Origin of the sequence: Bradyrhizobium sp. 62 (assembly GCF_023073035.1) — a bacterium.
GTDB lineage: Bacteria > Pseudomonadota > Alphaproteobacteria > Rhizobiales > Xanthobacteraceae > Bradyrhizobium.
In genome coordinates, this window is sequence record NZ_JADPIT010000032.1 from 805,310 (window position 1) to 825,442 (window position 20,133).

General features: G+C 65.5%; 16 protein-coding genes and 2 riboswitches. Of the genes, 14 read left to right on the plus strand and 2 right to left on the minus strand.

Going from position 1 to position 20,133, the window contains the following annotated elements; all coding sequences use genetic code 11:
• Positions 1–23: 23 nt before the first annotated feature.
• A riboswitch (cobalamin riboswitch) is annotated at positions 24–244 on the plus strand.
• A gap of 36 nt (positions 245–280) precedes the next feature.
• Genes IVB47_RS33090 through cobT form a run of 3 tightly spaced genes read left to right on the plus strand, consistent with a single transcriptional unit; the run spans position 281 to position 2,820 of the window.
• Positions 281–958, plus strand: a complete 678-nt coding sequence (locus IVB47_RS33090; protein ID WP_247467774.1) for an energy-coupling factor ABC transporter permease — start codon at positions 281–283, stop codon at positions 956–958.
• A gap of 45 nt (positions 959–1,003) precedes the next feature.
• Entirely contained in the window at positions 1,004–1,753 is a 750-nt protein-coding gene (cobF, locus tag IVB47_RS33095; protein ID WP_247467777.1) for a precorrin-6A synthase (deacetylating), read from the plus strand.
• Between the two features lie 14 nt (positions 1,754–1,767).
• Positions 1,768–2,820 carry a nicotinate-nucleotide--dimethylbenzimidazole phosphoribosyltransferase gene (gene cobT / locus IVB47_RS33100; protein ID WP_247467780.1) on the plus strand — a complete coding sequence of 351 codons (1,053 nt, stop codon included), beginning with the start codon at positions 1,768–1,770 and terminating at the stop codon, positions 2,818–2,820.
• Here the strand turns inward: cobT and IVB47_RS33105 are convergent, their stop codons facing one another.
• Positions 2,821–3,393 carry a histidine phosphatase family protein gene (locus tag IVB47_RS33105; RefSeq protein WP_247467782.1) on the minus strand — a complete coding sequence of 191 codons (573 nt, stop codon included), beginning with the start codon at positions 3,391–3,393 and terminating at the stop codon, positions 2,821–2,823.
• Between the two features lie 72 nt (positions 3,394–3,465).
• Positions 3,466–3,668: riboswitch (cobalamin riboswitch) on the plus strand.
• Positions 3,669–3,784: 116 nt separating this feature from the next.
• Here IVB47_RS33105 and IVB47_RS33110 point away from each other — a divergent pair.
• The 7 genes from IVB47_RS33110 to IVB47_RS33140 all read left to right on the plus strand — a co-directional run bounded on the left by IVB47_RS33110 (position 3,785) and on the right by IVB47_RS33140 (position 14,667).
• Complete coding sequence (locus tag IVB47_RS33110; RefSeq protein WP_247467785.1) at positions 3,785–6,142, plus strand: TonB-dependent receptor; 2,358 nt, start codon at positions 3,785–3,787, stop codon at positions 6,140–6,142.
• 11 nt (positions 6,143–6,153) lie between these two features.
• Positions 6,154–7,581 (plus strand): PepSY domain-containing protein, encoded by a 1,428-nt coding sequence (locus IVB47_RS33115; protein ID WP_247467788.1) that lies wholly within the window; start codon positions 6,154–6,156, stop codon positions 7,579–7,581.
• Positions 7,582–8,040: 459 nt separating this feature from the next.
• Complete coding sequence (locus IVB47_RS33120) at positions 8,041–10,050, plus strand: hydantoinase/oxoprolinase family protein (RefSeq protein WP_247467791.1); 2,010 nt, start codon at positions 8,041–8,043, stop codon at positions 10,048–10,050.
• Positions 10,047–11,627, plus strand: a complete 1,581-nt coding sequence (locus IVB47_RS33125; protein ID WP_247467794.1) for a hydantoinase B/oxoprolinase family protein — start codon at positions 10,047–10,049, stop codon at positions 11,625–11,627. The genes IVB47_RS33120 and IVB47_RS33125 overlap by 4 nt, the downstream gene beginning before the upstream one ends.
• Before the next feature lie 10 nt (positions 11,628–11,637).
• A complete protein-coding gene (locus IVB47_RS33130) occupies positions 11,638–12,933 on the plus strand; it encodes an aminotransferase class III-fold pyridoxal phosphate-dependent enzyme (protein WP_247467797.1) in 1,296 nt (431 codons plus the stop codon).
• Between the two features lie 127 nt (positions 12,934–13,060).
• Positions 13,061–13,993, plus strand: a complete 933-nt coding sequence (locus IVB47_RS33135) for an N-carbamoyl-D-amino-acid hydrolase (RefSeq protein WP_247467800.1) — start codon at positions 13,061–13,063, stop codon at positions 13,991–13,993.
• A gap of 5 nt (positions 13,994–13,998) precedes the next feature.
• Positions 13,999–14,667 carry a flavin reductase family protein gene (locus IVB47_RS33140; protein ID WP_247467803.1) on the plus strand — a complete coding sequence of 223 codons (669 nt, stop codon included), beginning with the start codon at positions 13,999–14,001 and terminating at the stop codon, positions 14,665–14,667.
• On the opposite strand, the gene IVB47_RS33145 is transcribed toward IVB47_RS33140, so the two are convergent.
• A complete protein-coding gene (locus IVB47_RS33145; protein ID WP_247289033.1) occupies positions 14,664–15,326 on the minus strand; it encodes an aspartate/glutamate racemase family protein in 663 nt (220 codons plus the stop codon). The two genes, IVB47_RS33140 and IVB47_RS33145, sit on opposite strands and share 4 nt — an antisense overlap.
• Positions 15,327–15,382: 56 nt before the next feature.
• On the opposite strand from IVB47_RS33145, the gene hydA reads away from it, so the two are divergent.
• From hydA to IVB47_RS33165, 4 genes are read left to right on the plus strand one after another with little or no spacing between them, the layout of a single operon-like run.
• Positions 15,383–16,852: a dihydropyrimidinase gene (hydA, locus tag IVB47_RS33150; protein WP_247467806.1), complete on the plus strand. Its 1,470-nt coding sequence runs from the start codon at positions 15,383–15,385 to the stop codon at positions 16,850–16,852.
• A gap of 16 nt (positions 16,853–16,868) precedes the next feature.
• Positions 16,869–17,843, plus strand: coding sequence for an NAD(P)-dependent oxidoreductase (locus IVB47_RS33155; RefSeq protein ID WP_247467809.1), 975 nt, complete (start codon positions 16,869–16,871; stop codon positions 17,841–17,843).
• 1 nt (position 17,844) lies between these two features.
• Positions 17,845–18,594, plus strand: a complete 750-nt coding sequence (locus IVB47_RS33160; RefSeq protein ID WP_247467811.1) for an SDR family oxidoreductase — start codon at positions 17,845–17,847, stop codon at positions 18,592–18,594.
• A complete protein-coding gene (locus IVB47_RS33165; RefSeq protein WP_247467815.1) occupies positions 18,591–20,027 on the plus strand; it encodes an NAD(P)/FAD-dependent oxidoreductase in 1,437 nt (478 codons plus the stop codon). Before IVB47_RS33160 ends, IVB47_RS33165 begins: the two co-directional genes overlap by 4 nt.
• The last annotated feature ends 106 nt before the right edge of the window (positions 20,028–20,133 follow it).

Below are 20,133 nucleotides of genomic sequence, written 5' to 3' on the forward strand. Positions count from 1 at the left end.
CTTGACGCCCGGCTGGCGAAAGGGGCACACAGGAGAGGCATGGTGCTCGACGCGGCGCAAAGCGCCGGAGCATAATCGGGAATGGGGATGGGCGGACCCAGTTGCGGCGCCCAAAACCCCAGCCGCCCCCGCGACTGTAAGCGGTGAGGGACTTCGATCAGCCACTGGGCCGCAAGGTTCGGGAAGGCCGGAGACTCCCAGTGAACCGCGAGCCAGGAGACCGGCCGTGCACGTTTTGAGGCCAAGGCCGTCGGGTGTGACGGCAAGAAGGATTTGAGCCATGCATATCGAACCCGGACTAGTCTCGGACGCCAAGCTCGTGCTGAGTTACGCAACCGGCATCGCCGTTGGCGGCGTTGCCTTGAAGCTCGCGGTCGAGACCGTGCGCGAGCAGGGCATCGCGTCGTTCGCGGCGCGCACGCTCGCCACCACGGGACTCGTGTTTATCTTCTTTGAGATCCTGCCGCACTTCCCGGTCGGCGTCTCCGAAGTGCACTTCATCCTCGGCTCGACCTTGTTCCTGCTGTTTGGAGCTGCGCCTGCGGCCTTCGGCCTCGCGTTCGGCCTGCTGTTCCAGGGCATCTTCTTCGAGCCGCCCGACCTGCCGCAATATGGCATGAACGTCACCACGCTGCTGGTGCCGCTGTTCGGGATCCAGGCAATCGCTACGCGGATCATTTCGAGCAACACGGCCTATGTCGATCTGAAGTACCGCCAGGCGCTGGCGCTTTCGACGACCTATCAGGCGGGTGTCATCGCCTGGGTGGCGTTCTGGGCGATTTATGGCTCCGGCTTCGGTGCGACCAACCTCGCCAACATCGCGACCTTCGCGGCGTCCTATGCGCTGGTCATCGTGATCGAGCCGCTCGCCGATCTTGGCGTGCTGGCGCTGGCGAAGTCGCTGCGCGGCGTCACCGCGCCCAGCCTCGTCACTCCGCGTTTGCACAACGCGGCCTAGAGACAAGCGAAAGGGCGGCCGCTGTGGCCGCCCTTCGCAGCCACGATGCTCACGCTCTCCCTGATAGGCATCGGTTGCGGCGATCCCGAGCAGCTCACGCGTGCCGCGATCACTGCCATCAACGCGGCCGATCTCGTCCTGATCCCGCGCAAGGGAACGGCCAAGTCCGACCTCGCCGATCTCAGGCGGACGATCTGCGCCGATGTGCTCGCCAGCGACACGACCCGCATTGCCGAGTTCGATCTGCCCGTCCGCGACGCCGCGGAAGCGGACTATCGCAAGGGCGTCGACGATTGGCACGATGCCGTCGCCGCTGCCTGGTCGCACACGATCGCAGATCATCTCGAAGGCGAGGGCAAGGTCGCGCTGCTGATCTGGGGCGATCCCTCGCTTTATGATTCCTCGCTGCGCATTGCGCGGCGGCTCAATCCCTCGCCAAAGATCGAGGTCGTGCCCGGCATCACCTCGATCCAGGCGCTGTGTGCGGCGCATGCGCTGCCGCTCAATGACATCGGCGAGCCTTTTCTGGTCACGACGGGACGCCGCTTGCGCGATGGCGGCTGGCCGCAGGGCGTCGATACCGTGGTGGTGATGCTCGACGGCGGCACGGCGTTCCAGTCGCTTGATCCGGCGGGCCTGCACATCTGGTGGGGGGCCTATCTCGGCATGCCCGATCAGATCGTGATGTCCGGCGCGCTGGCCGAGATCGGCCCGCGTATCGTCGCGGTGCGGCAAGAGGCGCGCGAACGGCACGGCTGGATCATGGACAATTACATCCTCAAGCGCAGGCCGTGAGGCAGCGAGGCAGCATGCTCCCCGAATGGGTCACCCAACAATGCCCCGACATCTCCGCAGTCCATCGCGAGGCGGCGGTGGCGCGGCAGGCGCAACTGACGAAACCGACCGGCGCGCTCGGCCGGCTCGAGCAGCTCGCGATCGAGCTTGCGGGCCTGCAAGCGACCGAGCAACCGCGCGCGGCGCGGGTGCCGATCGTCATCTTCGCCGGCGATCACGGCATCGTCGCGCAGGGCGTCTCGGCCTATCCGCAGGAAGTGACCATCGCGATGCTGGCGAACTTCGCCTCCGGCGGTGCCGCGATCTCGGTGCTCGCGCGTGAGCTGGGCTCCAGCCTGGAGGTTATCGACGCCGGCACGCTGGCGCAGGAGGAGATGGCTGGAATCGTGACCGACAAGCCGCGCAGCGGCACGCGCGATTTCAGCATCGAAGCTGCGCTCACCCCCGCAGAGCTGGCATTTGCGTTCGAAGCCGGCCGACGTGCGGTGACACGCGCGCAGGCCGGGCAGCCCGATGTTCTGATCTTCGGCGAGATGGGTATCGGCAACACCACGACGTCGGCTGCGATTGCGGCGAGCCTGCTCGGCGTGAGCGCTGAGGAGATCGCGGGCAGCGGGACCGGCGTTGACGCGGCCGGCCGTGTGCACAAGGCGCGGGTGATCGACGCCGCGATTGCACGCCATGGCATTGCGGGCGCTTCGCCGGAAAAGATCCTGTGCGCCGTCGGCGGTCTCGAAATCGCGGCCATCTGCGGTGCAATTATCGCGGCTGCACAGCGCCGCATCCCCGTGTTGATCGACGGCTTTATCGTGTCGGTGGCGGCGCTGGCGGCGGCGCGGCTCAACCCCTCGTGCCAGCCGTTTCTGCTGGCTTCGCATCAATCCGCCGAGCAGGGCCATCGGCTGGTGCTTCGCGCGCTGAACGTGCAACCGCTGATCAGCCTCGATCTCAGGCTCGGCGAAGGATCGGGCGCGGCCATAGCGCTGCCGCTGGTGCGGTCGGCCTGCGCGCTCCACAACGGCATGGCGACCTTTGCGCAGGCCAATGTGCCTGATCGTCCGGCCTGATCAAATCATCGGCTGATTGACGCAGACGACGCGCCAGCCGGTCGCGAGCCGGTCGATCCTGGTCAGCGACAGCGGATCGATCACGAAGCGCAGGGCAGCTTGTGGTGTCAGATCGAGCGCGATGCACAGCGCCGCGCGGATCGTGCCGGAATGCACGACGAGCGTTGCGGCCCCGGCGCCGACCCTTGACAGACCCAGCCGGACCCGCGCGACCTGTTCCTCAAAGCTTTCGCCGCCCGGCGGCCGTCCGCGCGCAGGATCGCTCCAGAACTGTGCATAGGCCTCGCCACCGGTCGCGGCGAGCTCGTCATGCCGACGGCCGGTCCAGTCGCCAAAGTCTTGCTCGCTAAATTCGTCCAGCTGCAGCGGCTCGAGCCCCAGCGCGCGGGCCGTTTCGACCGTGCGCCGCGAGGGGCTGGCATAGCTCGTGGCGTCGCGCGGCAGGCGCTGCCGCAGCGCCTCCAGCTGCGCGCGAGCGCCGAGATCGGCCGGTGCGTCGGCCGCATGGATCGTCCCCGTGGCGCCATCGACGGGCGCGTGCCGTATCAGCCAGAGGAAGGTCTCGCCTTCCATGCTTATCTCCAAGGAAACTGGTCGTTGTGGCAATAACGCCGCAACTGGCACATTGACTCTGTCTGGATCGTAATCCTAGATGCTCGCGACGGTTTCCCCGAGAGGGGATGAAAAGGGAATGCGGTGCGGGGACATTGTCCCCAATGCCGTGGCTGCCCCCGCAACTGTAAGCGGCGAATCTTGCATCACATGCCACTGGGTATCTCGGTCCCGGGAAGGCGACGCAAGGTAGTGACCCGCGAGCCAGGAGACCTGCCGTCAGCCGTGGTCACACGCGAAGATGTCGGTCGGGGAGTACAGACATTCGGCTTCATCGGAAGGCTTATGAGCCGGAAGATGGGACCTTGGTTCGCGGTGACGTGCCACTGACGTCACTCCGAGGCCCAAGACCGTGTATTCCCTTTGTATCGTACGACCATGCCGTTTCCTACTGGCATGCGCTTCTCTCACATCTTTCGTCGCCATCGACATGCCAGCGGCATTGGCGCAGCAGGCCCGCGAGCCACTGCCGCCCGTCGAGGTGTCGGCGCCACAATCCCGCAGGCAGGCCAGCCCGGCCGGACGGGACGCGCAGAGCTCACGCCGCGCAGCAGCGCGCCGGCCGGAGACTGCATCCGCAGTGCCCAAGCCTGTCCTGCCGACTGCGGCAGCACAGACGCCGCTCAATACCAATGCCGTCGCCGAAAGCGCCTCGCGCCTTGGCCTGACCGTTCGCGAAACGCCCGCGACCGTGGAGGTGATCTCGGCCGCAACCATGCGCGAGCGGGGCTATCGCACCGTGTCCGACGTCGCGCAGGGCGCGGTTGGCGTCACAGCCGGCGACAATCCGGCCGAACCGTCGGCTTTCTCCATGCGCGGCTTCACCAACAGCCAGATCAACACGCTCTACAACGGCATCAAGATCGGTCCGCAGAACATGACCTCGCGGATCACCGACACGGCCAACCTGGAGGCTGTCGAATGCCTGAAGGGTCCGGCGTCACTGATGTCAGGCGAGGGCGCCGCCGGCGGCGCGATCAACTTCGTCACCAAGCAGCCGCACACCGGTCCGATCCGGAACGAGGCGGATTTCTCCTGGGATTCGCTGAACTCGTTCCGGGCGCATTACGGATCGGGCGGCAGCACGAACGTGCAGGGACTGGACTACCGCTTCGACGTCAGTCGTTCCTCGCTCAACGGCTTTGCCGACGACACCAACACCAAGACGCTCGACGTCTCGGGCCAGCTCAACTACCGCATCTCCGACAGCCTCAAGGTTTGGGGCGCGATCGAATACCGCGAGGATCGCTCGAAAGGCTATTGGGGTGCGCCGCTGGTGCCGATTGCCTTCAGTGGTTCGCACGCGACGACGGGGATCGTGTCCGGCAATTACGTCTCGAACTACAACAAAACCAATCTCGGTGCGGTCACGATCGATGACCGCACCTTCAACACGAACTACAACGTCCTCGACAATCGCAACGTCGCGCAGGAGGTGTGGCTGCGCGGCGGTTTCGAGCTGAAGCTCGCGCCAGACCTGACGTTGAAAAGCCAGGCCTATGGTTATGGTGCAGAGCGCACGTGGTTCAACAACGAGGTCGAGGCGTTCAATTCCGGTACCAACCTGGTGGACCGTGGGCGCTTCTATGTCGCGCACAGCCAACGCTTGGTCGGAAACATCACCGACCTGATCTGGGATGCGAATATCGCCGGCTTCGACAACCGCCTGGTCACGACGTTATCGTCGAGTTACCTCGACTTCGTCAGGCCGGGCGCCGCAAATTTTCCCGATGATTCCGTCTCGCTGGTCAATCCCGATCGCGGCTATTACGGCTTGCTCACGACTAAGCAGCAGACCGCGCGGATCGACAACGAGGCGCTGTCGTTCGAGGACCGGTTGAAGTTGACACGGACCTTTGCGCTAGTCGGCGGCCTCCGCGTCGAGCATATCGGGCTCGACCGCAACTCGACCGACAAGACCGGGCTCGTGAACGCGGGTTTCCCGTTCTCGCAATCCTGGGTCCCGACGACGGGCCGTATCGGCTACACGTGGGAAGCCGTTCCGGGCCTGACCTTTTTCAGCCAATACGCGACCGGCGCCGACATCGCAGCCAACAACATCTTTCTGCTCAATCCGACCGATCCGCTCAACCTGACCACCGCGCGCACCTACGAGACCGGCGTCAAGCACCTGTTCTGGGACAATCGGGCGGAGTGGTCGTTCTCGGCCTATGACATCTTGCGCAAGAACGTCTATGCGGCGGCAGGCGGCATGCAGCTCAACCTCGCCGGGCGGCAGGAGTCGAAGGGCGTCGAGCTTGCCGCCTCGGTGCGTCCGATCGAGCCGCTGCGCCTCTGGGGCAACATCGCCTATGTCGACGCCCGCTATGCCGATTACGATTTCGTCGGCGGCTCGTTCTCCGGCAATACGCCGCCGAACGTGCCGCGCGTCGTCGCCAATGCCGGCGCGTCGTACCGGTTCTTCGCGCCCTGGGCGGTCGAGCTCGGTATCACCGGCCGCCACGTCGGCGACCGCTACAACGCCGATGCCAACACCGTGACGCTGAAGGCCTATACCGTGGCCGATGTCTATGCCTTCGTCGACATCCCCAAGACCGTATTCAACGCGGTCGATCAGGCCCGCCTGACATTCCGGGTGCGTAACATCGCCGACAAGCGTTACGCGATCTGGGGCGATCCGTTCTATCCCGATCAGATCCTGCTGGGCGCGCCCAGGACCTACGAAATTTCGGCCGCGTTCAAATGGTAGGACGCTGACCGATGATGCGCGCGATCGTCCTGCTGCATCGATGGCTCGGGATGGCGTTCTGCCTGCTGTTCGCGATGTGGTTCGCGACGGGAATCGTGATGCATTTCGTTCCGTTTCCGTCCTTGACGGAAGCGGAACGCTTTGCCGGCCTCGTGCCGCTGGATCGCGTTGAGACGACGATCGCGGTCGCCGATGCCGTTGCCGCGAGCGCGATCGCGGATGCGACGCGCATTCGCCTGATCCAGCGCAGCGACGGACCAGTCTATGTCGTTTCGGGGCCATCGCGCGCAGGCGCAGTCCTCGCCGCCCACGGGGTCGACGCGTCGGTCGCGTCTTCCGACCTCGCGCTGGCCATCGCGCGGGATCACGCCCGCAGCCGCGGGCTGGATGCAGCGCGGGTCGCGATCGTTGCGCGCGCGGACTACGACCAATGGAACGTGCCGAACGGCTTTGACCGCCACCGGCCCTTGTTTCGGGTTGCCCTGGGCGACTCCGCCGGAACGGAGGTCTATGTCTCCTCGCTCACCGGCGAGATCGTCCTGGATACGACGCGCAGCGAGCGGACCTGGAATCTCGTCGGCAGTGTGCTGCACTGGATCTATCCAACGGTCCTGCGAAGCAATTGGTCGTTGTGGGATCGCGTGGTCTGGACCTTGTCGCTGCTGGCGCTGATCGCAGCTTTGCTTGGCGCTGTGCTCGGACTTGCGCGGATCAAACCTCGAAGCGGTCTAATCGGATCGCCCTATCGTGGCTGGCATGCCCTGCATCATCTCATCGGCCTCGCGGCCATGGTGTTCGTACTGAGCTGGATTTTCAGTGGCTGGCTCTCCATGGATCATGGGCGGCTGTTCTCGCGTGGGCAATTGACCTCGGCTGAATCCAGCGTGATGAACGCTTCACCGAACTGGGCGGCGGCTGCATCGCTCGATCGGCAGCCTGTATCGCCGTTGGCCCGCGAGATCGAATGGTTTGCCTTCAACGGCACTCTCTATCGGCGGGACCGGACGGGCCTTGCCGGCCAGACCTTGATCAAGGCAGGCGACGCGCCCCGCGATGGACCAACGGGATCTCTGGATGTGCAGGAGGTCCAGGGGCTGACCGCGCGCCTCGCGGCCGGCTGCGGCGCACCGTCCGTACTTGCCGACAACGACGACTATCCCGCGCAGTCCAATGTCCCGGGCGCCCCGGTCTACCGCTCGTACTGCGGTGACCTCTGGTTCGACATCGACGGCGCCGACGGCAATTTGCTGCAAAGGCTGGATTCGTCGCGGCGGGCTTATCGCTGGTTCTACGGCGCGCTGCACACGCTGGATTTTCCGGTCCTGCTGGCGCGTCCGTTGCTGCGCGACGGCTTGGTCGTCGGGCTCTGCACCCTCGGCCTTCTGTTCTCCATCACGGGCATCGTCATCGGCTGGCGCCGCTTGGTCGCGATGCGTTGAGCGGCAAAACCACTGCTTACTGATCGTACAATAAAGAGAGGCTGAGCCGACTGCCATGCATAGCTCGTGAGCAATCGCACGGCCCGTAGCGCCGGTCGATCGCCTGCAAATTAGACAGTCCGTGCGCGGCGTGTGGATTGCAGTGCAGCGGATGTCGCGTTTCGTCCGGGAAAACTCGTGGTGCGCTGCACGTTTCTCGCGTGGAACGATCCGCACTGGCCTGCACTCCCCGCGGGCAGCGCTGCCCTAAAATGTGCCTTGGCGCGCCGCGCCGGTCGCGGGCTGCTCCAGTGCGTTGCGACAACTCTGACCTATCTCGAGCCCATCGCTCTGTCGCACGCTCGCAAGCGGTGGCATGACAGGGGATGACGATGAGCGCTCTCGGCTTGGGATTGAATTTCGCGACGGACGGGAACCACCCGCCGTCCGGTTCGAATGTCTTCCGCAGCTGATTCACACATGAGCGCTGACGAAAATCACTGGGAAGTCGGCACCGATATCGGCGGCACTTTCACCGACATCATCGCAATCCGACACTCCCCCGCGGAGGCACGGATCGCGAAAGTGCCATCGCGCCCGCAGGCTCCGGTTCAGGCGATGCTGGAGGCGATCGAGGCGGTGGGCCTGCGCAAGAGCGAGGTCAAGCGCTTCGTCCACGGCACCACGCGCGTGACCAACGCCATCGTCGAAGGACGGCTGCCGAAGGTGGCGCTGGTCGCGACCGAAGGCTTTGCCGACGTGCTGGAGATCGCGCGCTATCGCCGCCGCGATCTCTACCGTCTCGACATCCCGCCGAAATCGCCGCCGCTGGTGCCGCCGGAACGATGTTTTGGGCTTGCCGAGCGCCTCGATCACGAGGGGCAGGTACTGAAGGCGCTGGATGAGGCGGAGATCGAGCGCCTGGTGGCGTGGCTGAAAACAACCGGCGTGCAGAGCGTCGCGGTCGCGCTGCTTCATGCCTACGCCAATCCGGTGCACGAGAAGATGCTCGGCGAGCGGCTCAAGGGCGTCGTTGCCCACGTCTCGCTGTCGCACGAGGTCAATCCCGAGGCGCGCGAATACGAGCGGACTTCGGCAACCGTGTTCAACGCGGCCGCCATGCCGATCGCGGTGGAATATCTCAGCGAGCTGGAGCAGCGGCTGCCGATCGGCCCCGGCCTGCAGGTGTTTCATTCGGCCGGCGCCATGGTCCCGATCTCGGCCGTGAAGCGGCGGCCGCTGGTGATGGCGATGTCCGGTCCGGCGGCCGGCGTCTCGGCATCGGTCAGCATCGCGCGTCAGCTCGGCACATCGCGGATGCTGACGTTCGACATGGGCGGCACCACGACCGACGTCTGCCTGATCGTCGACGGCCAGGCCGAGATGACCGACGGCCGCATGCTCGGTGACAAGCCGCTGCGTCAGCCGATGCTTGCGGTTCATTCCATCGGAGCGGGCGGCGGATCGATCGTGCGCCATGGTCCCGGCGGCCTGACCGTCGGACCGGAAAGCGCCGGCTCCGAGCCGGGACCGGCCTGCTACGGCCGCGGCGGTACCGAGCCGACCATCACCGACGCCAACGCCGTGCTCGGTTATCTCAATCCCGAAACCAGGCTTGGCGACCGGATCGGAATCGACATCCAGGCAGCGACTGATGTCATCGCGCCGTTCGCGCGCGCCTTGGGGCTGAGCCTGACCGAAACCGCGCTCGGCATCATCAAGGTCGCGAATGCGACAATGGCGCGTGCGCTCCGCCGCGTCACGGTCGAGCGCGGTATCGACGGGCGCGACTGTACGCTGCTCGCCTTTGGCGGTGGTGGCCCGATGCATGCCGCGGGCCTTGCCGATCTCTACGGGATCGCCGAGGTCGTCGTTCCCAGTGCATCGAGCGCGTTCTCGGCGCTGGGCTGTCTCACTGCGGATTTCAGCTTCCTCCAGCAGCAAACCTTGCGTGCTGCGCTTGACGGCATCGACCTCGCCCGCGTGTCGGAGCGGATCGGGGTGCTGATTGACGATGCCTCGGCGCCGCTCATCGCCAACGGCGTTGCCACGACTGAAATTCGGGTCGAACTGGTGGCCTTGATGCGCTACGCGGCGCAGAACGACGCCATTCCGGTGCCGTTCGCGCGACCGCTCGACATTGTCAGGCTGAAGAAGGACTTTCTGGCCCGGCACCACGAGCTGTTCGGCTATGCGACGGGCGAGAGCTGCGTCATCGAATCCGTGCGGGTGCAGGCACGCCGTCGATCGACGACCGTCGTGAGCCGGCCGGCCATCGCGGTCAGAACGGTCTCCAAAGGCGAGCGCATCTGCTCGTTCGATGGCCTTCACGACATCGCCACAAGCATCATCGACCGTGCCTCGCTGACCGAAATCGTCAGCGGCCCGGCCATCATTGAAGACGCATGGTCGACCGTGGTGGTCCCGCCCGGCTGGCAGGCGAGGCCTGATGTTTCAGGCAATCTGTTCCTGACGCGGGGGGCCGCATGAAGCTCGATCCGTTCGTCGTCGAGGTCATCAGGCACGGGCTCTCGGCCGCGGCCGAGGAGATGAGCCTGGTGATGACGCGCTCGGCGCGCTCGCCGCTGCTGCGCGAGGCCGGCGACCTGTCGTCGGCGATCACGGACGGCCGCGGCGACCTGGTCGGGCAGGGCCGCGACATCCCAATCCATCTCGGCGCGATGGCCTATACGGTCCTCGAATTGCTGAAAGTGGTCCCGCGGGACAGCCTGAACGACGGCGACGCACTGATCTACAATGTCGGCCCGCTCGGTGGCAATCATCTCAACGACGTCAAGGTCGTGCGGCCCGTCTTCGTCGACGGCGAGATCGTGGCGTTCGCGGTCAGCCTCGCACACTGGCCCGATATCGGCGGCACATGGCCCGGCAGCTATTTTGCGAAAGCCATCGACACCTTCCAGGAAGCGATGCGCATTCCGCCGGTTCTGATCGCCACGGCAAGTGGCGTCAATACGCCGATCGTGCAGCTGCTCAAGGCCAATGTTCGGGATCCCGAATCCTGCGAGGGCGATCTTCTCGCTCAGATCGCCGCAACGAAAGCCGGCGAGAAGCGCATCGTCGAACTCTGCCGCGAGCACGGCAAGCCGGTCTTCACGGCGGCGCAGTCGCGCCTGCACGATCTCTCCGAAATCGAGATGCGTGAGGCGTTGCGCGATCTGCCGGATGGCGTCTACGAGGGCGAGGACTATCTGGACGACGGCGGCGTCAACGACGCGCCTGCGCGCATTCATGTCAAGATCACCATTGCAGGCGACGAAGCGACCTTCGACCTCTCGGGAAGCTGCGACCGCGTCTCGAATTTCTGCAACACCACGCCGTTCATGGCGCGTTCGGCGGTGGCCTATGCCGCGCGCATCATGAGCGGGCGCGACATGAACCAGAACGCGGGCGCGTTGCGGCCGCTGACCATCATCACGCGCCCGGGCTCGATCCTGGAGCCGGGGTGGAATGCCTCGGTTGCGGCCGGCAACCACGAGACCTCGATGCGCATCGTCGATGCGATTTTTCGGGCCATGCAGGACACTATTCCGGAGCGCCTGTCTGCGGGTGGGGCGACCACGGCGGGCGTCCTGTTCTTCGCCGAGCCGCGACAGAACGGTTCATGGAAGATGCTCTACGAGGTCCACGGCGGTGGCGAGGGCGCGCGGCATGATCGGGCCGGCATCTCGGCGACGCGGGTGCATCTGTCCAACACCTCGAACACGCCGGTCGAGGTGATCGAGGCGAATTACGCGATCCAAATCGAGCAGCAGGCCATTCGCCGGCAGTCCGGCGGCACGGGCGCCCATCGCGGCGGGGACGGCGTCATTCGTAGCTATCGCATCCTGGCGCCGTCGATGCATCTGACCACCTGCATCGAGCGCATGGTGATGGCGCCGTTCGGCATGCAGGGCGGCGAACCCGGCAAGGCCTGCCGCATCTCGCTGATCCGGCAGGGCGCGAACGTCGCGATCGACGGCAAGTCGAACCTGGTGCTGCAGCAAGGCGATCTCGTCACGATCGAGACGTGCGGCGGCGGTGGCTACGGCGTCGAGGCTGCGCAATGAAGGGATTGCGATGAGTAGATTGTTGCGAACCGGGCTGAATGCCGGCGACAGCGCGCCCATGGCCGTGGTCGGCGGCGAGGGCGTTTATTTCCATCTGTCAGATGGTCGCAAGCTCATCGACGGCAGCAACACCGGCGGCGGCCTCGGACATCGTCATTCCGCGATGGTGGAGGCGATCCGCCGCGCCGCGGATACGCCCGTCGTGAACGAGGGGTGGACCTGGGTCGGCCGTGAGCAGGCCGCTGACGATTTGATGGCCACCGCGTTCAGAGGCGAAGAGGATTGGGTCGGCGCGGTGCGATTCTGCATCAGCGGCAGCGAGGCCAATGACATGGCGCTGTCGCTGTGCCAGGCGTTGACGCAGCGGTCCGCGCTGGCGACGCGCGAACGCGCCTATCACGGCATTACGGGCCTGTCGCGCAGCATGACGGTGCAGCCGCAATGGCATGGCGGCCTTGCGGTGCATTCAGGCGGCTCAAAGCTGCCGGCGCCGATGGCGCCGGTGCGGATATTGCCGGCGCCGCAGGGCGCGATCTATGGCGCGCCGGCCAACAATGCTTCCCCCAGCGAATATCTGGCCGATGCCACGCGCCTGCTTTGGGATACCGCAGCGACGATCATCGACTACACCCAAGGCGGCATCTACTACGACGGCGCCTATCAGGACGAGGTGGCGCGGTGCGCGCGGCAGGCTGGCTCCTACTGGATCGCCGACGAAGTGGTGACCGGCGCCGGCCGCGCCGGGCGCTGGTTCGCCTTCCAGGGCGCCGAAAGCCGTCCTGACATCGTGACACTCGGAAAATCGCTCGGTGGCGGCGCGGCGGCGGTTGCGGCGGTGGTGGTGTCGAAGGACATCGTCGAGCGGCTCAAGGGCACGAGCTGGCAGAATTACGGCACGCTGCGCGGGCATCCCATCAGCATGGCTGCCGTCAGCGCCTATCTGAAGGTCGTCAACGATGACAAGATTTTGGAGCACGTGAGGGGCCTCGAAAAGCTGTTCACCCGCAGCCTTCTCGCCATCGCGCAGAAACATCCAAGCGTGCAGCGTGTGGCTGGGCAGGGGCTGCACTGGACCGTGGAGCTGCACGGGCCGGACTGGCGCTCCTGGCATGCCGACACCACCGAGGTGCCGATTGCCTCGCGCGTCGCGGAGCGGGCGCTGGAGGCGGGCGCCGTGATCGGGACCAGCGGCGAGCAGACCTCGCTGTTCCTCGCTCCGCCACTGGTGATCTCCGAGCATGAGGCCGGGCAGCTTCTGGATGCACTCGACCATGGCCTGGATGTTGCCGATGCGGAACAGAGATGAGCGTGCAGCGCACACCATGCCGATGGCTAGGCCGGCTGGAAAGTCCGAGCGATGCTGCGTTATGCTGCGCGCGTCGGCACATGATTGAAACTATGGGTCAGACTGAAAAATCACCGGGAAATAGCTGATGCGTATCGTCAATGTCGCCGCCGCCCAGATGGGCCCGATCCAGAAAGCCGACAGCCGCGAGGCCGTGGTCAAGCGCATGATCGCGCTGATGGATGAGGCCAAAAGCAAGGGCGCCGACCTGATCGTCTATCCGGAACTGGCGCTCACGACCTTCTTCCCGCGCTGGTATGCGGAGGACCGGGCTGAGTTCGACAATTGGTTCGAGCGCGAGATGCCGAACGCGGCGACGAAATCGCTGTTCGAGCGCGCGGCGCAGCACCAGATGGCGATGAATTTCGGCTATGCGGAGCTGACGCCGGACGGGCATCATTTCAACACTGCTGTTCTCACCGACAAATCCGGCAAGATCGTCGGCAAATATCGAAAGATCCATCTGCCGGGCCATGTGGAATACGACACCAAGCGCTCGCACCAGCATCTGGAGAAGCGCTATTTCGAGCCGGGTAATCTCGGCTTCAATGTCTGGCGCGAGCTCGGCGGCATCATTGGCATGGCCATCTGCAACGACCGGCGCTGGCCCGAGACCTATCGCGTCATGGGCTTGCAAGGCGTCGAGATGGTGCTGATCGGCTACAACACGCCGTCCGTGAATGCGGAGAGGAGCGATGAGGGCGTCGAGAAACGCCTTTTCCACAACCGCCTCTCGGCGCAGGCCGGCGCCTATCAGAACGCGACCTGGGTCGTCGCGGTGGCCAAGGCCGGTAACGAGGACGGACACCCGCTGTTCGGCGGCAGCCTGATCGTCGATCCCAATGGCGAAATCGTCGCCGAAGCGAAGACGGAGGAGGACGAACTGCTGGTCCACCCTTGCGACCTCGATGCCACCACCTTCGGCAAGACCACGATCTTCAATTTCGCGCAGCACCGCCGCATCGAGCATTACGGCCTGATCACCAGCCGTACCGGCGCGGTGCCGCCGCCGGAGACGTGACGTCGATGACTGGCCAGAGCACATCCGGCATATCCTTGCGCGAGCTCGATCCGCGCGACCGCTACAAGCTGCTCTGCGGCGTGGTGGTGCCGCGGCCGATTGCGCTGGTGACGACGCTCGATGCCAACGGGGCGGTCAACGCCGCGCCGTTCAGCTTCTTCAACGTTTTCTCGGAGAGTCCGGCGCTGATCGTGCTCCGTCTCCAGCACAAGCCGGATCATAGCCCGAAGGACACCACCCGCAACATCCATCGCGACGGCGAGTTCGTCGTTCACATGGTTGATGAGGCGCTCTCCGCGGCGATGAATGACTGCGCGGTCGATTTCCCGTCCGGTGACAGCGAGGTCGCTGCGGCAGGCCTCGCGACCCTTCCCTCTGTAGACGTGAAGGTGCCGCGCCTCGCCGCGGCGCCCTTTGCGCTGGAATGCCGGCGCCATGTCGCGCTGACCTTCTCGCCCGATCGCGAACTGCTGGTCGGCGAGGTCCTCCGGGTTCACGCCCGCGAGGGCCTCGTCGACGAGGCCAACATGTATGTCGACCTCGACGCCTACCGGCCGATCGGTCGCATGTTCGGCAATCTCTACACGACGCAGCGGGATACGTTTGCGCTTGTCCGCGAGAGCCACGCGCAATGGCTCGCGCGGCAGGGCGCCAAAGAGCTGAAGGACGCCTAGTGGTTCGAGAACTGCACGCTACCCAGCGCCATGGTGACGGCCGCCTGTGTCGGGTCGATCACGGCAATGCCGAGCGCGTCTTCGAGGGGCCGGCGATGGCGGGCCATGCCGGCGCAGCCCATCACGATGGCACGGGCGCCGTCCTCGTCGCGCAGCGCGCGGCCGACGTCGATCATCCTGGCCAGCGTGCCTTCGCCCGAGGCAGTTTCCGCGACGCTCATGTTCAGCGGCCGCTCGCCGGCGAGGCGTTCGGTCAGTCCCATCTGCCTGAGATAGCGCATGTGACGCGGGATCGAGCGCTGGGCGATCGCGATGACGCCAAACGTTTCCGCGCGGGCCAGCGCGGTCAGCACGCCGCACTCGGCGATGCCGAAGACGGGCCGGTCGGTGCCTTCGCGGCAGACCTGAAGCCCGGGATCGCTGTAGCAGGCGATGACAAAGGCAGCCGAGCTGTTGTCGCCCTCGACCAGCCGGCGCAGCGGCATGGCGACGCCATCGACATCGGCCTGGCTCTCAATGCCGAACGGACCCTCGGCCAGCGTCTGGCAGACCACCTCCGGCCCGCCCTCGAAACCGAGCGGCTTCAGCGCGTCCTCCAGCCCCTGCGTGACCGCAGGGTTGGAGTTCGGATTGATGACGAGGATGCGCGGTCGGGACATGCTGGTCTTCCTGCAAAATTTCGATCACTTGCCCTAAACCTATCATGGAGTGCCTCATGACTGAACCCGATTACGACCTGATCATTCGCGGTGGGCGCGTCGCGACGACGACCGACGTCTTTGAAGCCGATGTCGCCATCTCCGGCGAGACCATCGCGGCGATCGGGCGTGGGCTTCCGGCGGCAAAGCGCGAGATCGACGCGCGCGGGAAGCTCGTTCTACCCGGCGGCGTCGACAGCCACGCCCATATTGAGCAATTGTCCGCTGCCGGCATCATGAACGCCGACACCTTCGAGAGCGCGACCGTCTCGGCTGCCTTCGGCGGTACGACCACGGTGATCCCGTTTGCCGCCCAGCATGTCGGCATGAAGCTGCCGCAGGTGGTGGAGGATTATCACGCCCTCGCCAAGAAGGGCGCCGTGATCGACTACGCCTTTCACATGATCATCGCCGACGCGACCAGGGAAACAGTCGAGGAGCACATTCCGGCGCTGGTGAAGCAGGGGCACGCGTCGATCAAGATCTTCATGACCTACGACCGGCTCAAGGTCGACGACGAGCCGCTGCTGGACATCCTACTTGCCGCGCGCCAGTCCGGCGCGATGTTGTGCGCCCACGCCGAAAACCACGGCATCATCGCCTGGATGGTGAAGCGTCTGCTCGCGCGCGGCTACACGATGCCGAAATATCACGCCGTCAGCCACGCCCGCGTGTCGGAGGCGGAGGCCTTTACCCGGCTGATCGGCATGGCGGCGCTGATTGACCAGCCGATCATGATCTTCCACGTCTCGACCGCCGAGGGCGCCAAGGTCATCCGCGACTCGCGCGGGCAGGGGTTGAAGGTGTTTGCCGAGACCTGTCCGCAATATCTGTTCCTGACCGCCGCCGATCTCGACAAGCCCGGCGTGGAGGGCGCCAAGTGGATGTGCAGCCCGCCGCCCCGTACGCATGGCGACCAAGAGGCGCTGTGGCAGGCGCTGTCGCTGGGCGATCTCCAGACCATCTCGTCGGATCACGCGCCGTATCGTTACGACGAGACCGGCAAGCTGCGCGCCGGACCCAATCCCAATTTCAAGCAGGTCGCGAACGGCCTGCCGGGGCTGGAGCTGCGCCTGCCGCTGCTGTTCGACGCGATGGTGTCGAAAGGACGCCTGGGCCTGGAAAAGTTCGTCGAGCTGACCTCGACGGCGCCAGCCAAGATCTACAATCTGCATCCGCGCAAGGGCTCGATCGCGGTCGGCGCCGATGCCGATATCGCAATCTGGGATCCCAATCGCGAGGTCGAGATCGCCGATGAGATGATGCACGATCTCACCGGCTATACGCCGTTTGCAGGGCGCAAGCTGAAGGGCTGGCCCGTGTCAGTGCTGTCGCGTGGCCGGGTGATCATCGACGGCAACAAGTGTCTGGCGAACCCCGGTAGCGGGCAGTTCCTGGCACGCAGCGGGGGCGAGGCGGCCAAGCCGACGGGACGGCTCGTCGCCGACATGGATCCGGAGCGGAATTTCGGGGCAAAACTGCTGTGACGGCGGATCGCGCGCGATGAAGATCGTCATCTTCGGCGGCACCGGCTTTGTCGGCCTCAATGTTGCGGAGGCGCTGCTGGCGCGTGGGCACGAAGTGACGCTGTATGACCGTGCAGAGTTGCCGCCATCCGCGCGGCGGTCTCTTGCCGACTACGGCGCCCGACTCAAAGCCGTGCAGGGCGATATCACCGACGCAGATGCCATCGATGCCCTCATCGCCGAAGGCGTTGATGCGATCGTGCTTGGAGCTGCGATCACCGCCGGTGACGAATTGGAGAGAGCATCGACCGCGCGCGTTCTCGAGATCAACGTGATGGCCCAGATCCCGATCCTGCTCTCCGCGATCCGTCACGGCGTGCGCCGGGTCGTCAATCTCTCCTCGGCATCGGCCTACGGCGCCACGGGTGCGCGGGTCGAGATTCTCAACGAGGAAACGCCTTGCGATCCGGTCTCGTTCTACGCCATCAGCAAGTTCACCTCGGAGCGATCGGTTGCGCGTCATGCCGAGCTCTTCGGCGGCGATTTCCTGAGTGTACGGCTGAGCGCCCTGTTCGGCCCGTGGGAGCGACCGAGCTCCGTGCGCGACACGCCAAGCCTCCAGTTCCAGATTTTGGCCGCGTTCGCCCGGGGCGAGCCGGCGGTCATGCCCGAAGCGGGCATGCGGGACTGGATCTACGCGCCGGATGCGGCCGAGGCCGTCGCACTGCTGATCGAAGCCGAGCGGCCGCGTCACCGGCTCTACAACATCTCCCGCGGAGGGCTTTGGCCTGCGCTGCAATGGGGCGAGGCCTATGCAGCGTTGCATCCCGGCCTGCAATGCCGGCTCGCGGCGCCCGGTGAGAAAACCGTCATCAAGCTGCATGGGGCCTATCGCGCGCCGCTGTCGGTGACGCGGATGGCGGATGAATTCGGCTGGCGGGCGAAGTTCGGCTGCGCCGAGTCGGCGGCCGCGATGAGGGCTTGGCTGACGCAGCACAAGGAGTGGATCTGACATGCGGCTGCAGGGGCGCACGGCCATCATTACGGGCGCGGGTTCGGGTATCGGCCGCGCCAGCGCGAAGCTGTTTGCAGAGGAGGGCGCGCATCTCGCTCTGGTCGACCGCGATGCCGCGGGCCTTCAGGAAACGGTGAGCCTGGTGGGTGGAGCGACGGCGCATGTCGGTGACGTCGGCGATGCCAGCTTTGCCGAGACCGTCGTCGGAGAGGTTATGGCGCGACACGGTCGGCTCGACATCCTGATGACTGCCGCTGGCTTCTCCTGCGGCGGCACGGTGCTGACAACGAGCCCGGACGACTGGGATGCGGTGTTCCGCACCAATGTCGGCGGCACCTGGCTGTGGGCGCGGGCGGCCGTGCCGCAGATGCAGCGGCAGAAGAGCGGTTCGATCATCACGCTGGCCTCGCAGCTTGCGATCGCCGGCGGCAAGGGCAACAGCGCCTATATCGCCGCCAAGGGCGCGATCGTCAGCCTGACGCGGACGATGGCGGTGGACTTTGCGACCGACGGCATTCGCGTCAACGCGATTGCGCCCGGTGCGATCGACACGCCGATGCTTCGCCGCAGCTTTGCCCGACACGCCAATGCGGAGGAGGTACGCGAAGCCTCCCGCAACCGCCATGCCATGCAACGGTTCGGCCAAGCCGAGGAGATCGCGCAGGCCGCGCTCCACCTCGCAAGCGATGCATCCTCCTTTACGACCGGCACCGTGATGGTGGTCGACGGGGGCTGGCTCGCGGCATGAGTGATGCGCTGACAGAGCTGGAAGTGAACGTTCGCGCCGATCTCGCGCGGATCGCGCATCCCGGTGCCGCCTGGCTCGAACCGAAGGCGGGGCCGGATGGCAAGCCGGCGCTGGACGTACTCGTGATCGGCGCCGGCCAATCCGGCATCGCCATCGGCTTCGGCCTGATGCGCTCCCGCGTCGGCAACATCCTGCTGCTGGACAAGGCCGAGGAGGGGATGGAAGGCCCCTGGCTCACCTATGCCCGCATGCCGACGCTGCGCAGTCCGAAGGATTATACAGGACCTGACCTCGACATCCCGAGCCTGACCTACCAGTCCTGGCATGAGGCCCGTTTCGGCAAGGAGAGCTGGCAGACACTCGACTTGATTCCGCGCGGACACTGGGCTGAGTATCTGCTCTGGCTGCGGCGCACGATCGGCCTGCCCATGCGCAACGGCTGCGAGCTCTTGGAAATCCGGCCCGCGGCAGATGGTTTGCTGGCCGCACGCGTGAAACGTGGCGGCGGTATCGAGACGCTCCATGCGCGCAAGATCGTGCTGGCGACCGGGCAGGAGGGAATGGGGAACTGGATGATCCCCGAGCCGCTGCGCGAACTGCCGGCCGGCTCGGTCGCAACCGTCGCCGACGACATCGATTTCGAAAATTTTCGCGGCAAGCGCGTTGCCGTGATCGGCGCCGGCGCATCTGCCTTCGACAATGCGGCAACCGCAATGGAGGCTGGCGCGGCGGAGGTGCATCTGCTGTGTCGTCGGGCGCAGATCCAGCTGATCCAGCCCTATCGCTGGCTGACTTTTCGCGGCTTCCTCCGCCATCTCAGCGATCTCGACGATGCCTGGCGCTGGCGCTTCATGCGCACCATCCTCGACATGCGCGAAGGCTTTCCGCAGCCGACCTATGATCGCTGCGCGCGCCATGCCAATTTCACATTGCACGAGGGCGCTCCGCTTGAGGCCGCGCGCCAGACCGGCCAGGGCATCGAATTGCAGACGCCGCGCGGCGTCATCGCAGCGGATTTCGTCATCTGCGGCACCGGCATCGACATGGATTTTTCCGGACGTGGCGAGCTGCGCACATTTGCCGGCAATATCGCAACCTGGGCCGACCGCTACGAGCCCCCGGAGAGCGAACGCAGCGCGCGGCTCGGCCGCTTTCCCTATCTCGCCGACGATTACGCCTTCACCGAACGTGTCGCGGGCGAAACGCCGTGGATCTCGAATATCCATCTCTTCGCCATCGCCTCCACCATGAGTTTTGGTCCGTCGGGATCATCGATCAACGCGATGACCACCGCAGTGCCGAAGCTGGTCAATGGCCTGACGCGCGGCCTGTTCCGCGCCGATATCGAACGACACTGGGCCTCGCTCCGCGCCTATGACGTGCCGCAGGCCATGGTCACGCGGCCGGCGCGAAAAATGGAGGAATCGCGATGATCGTCCATGCGCCGCCGCGACAAAGCGTCCACAAGAGCGCATCATGAGACTGGCGCGCAACTTGCTTCTTTCTTAACCTGTCCTGTCGGCGTTCTTGTCGAAAATT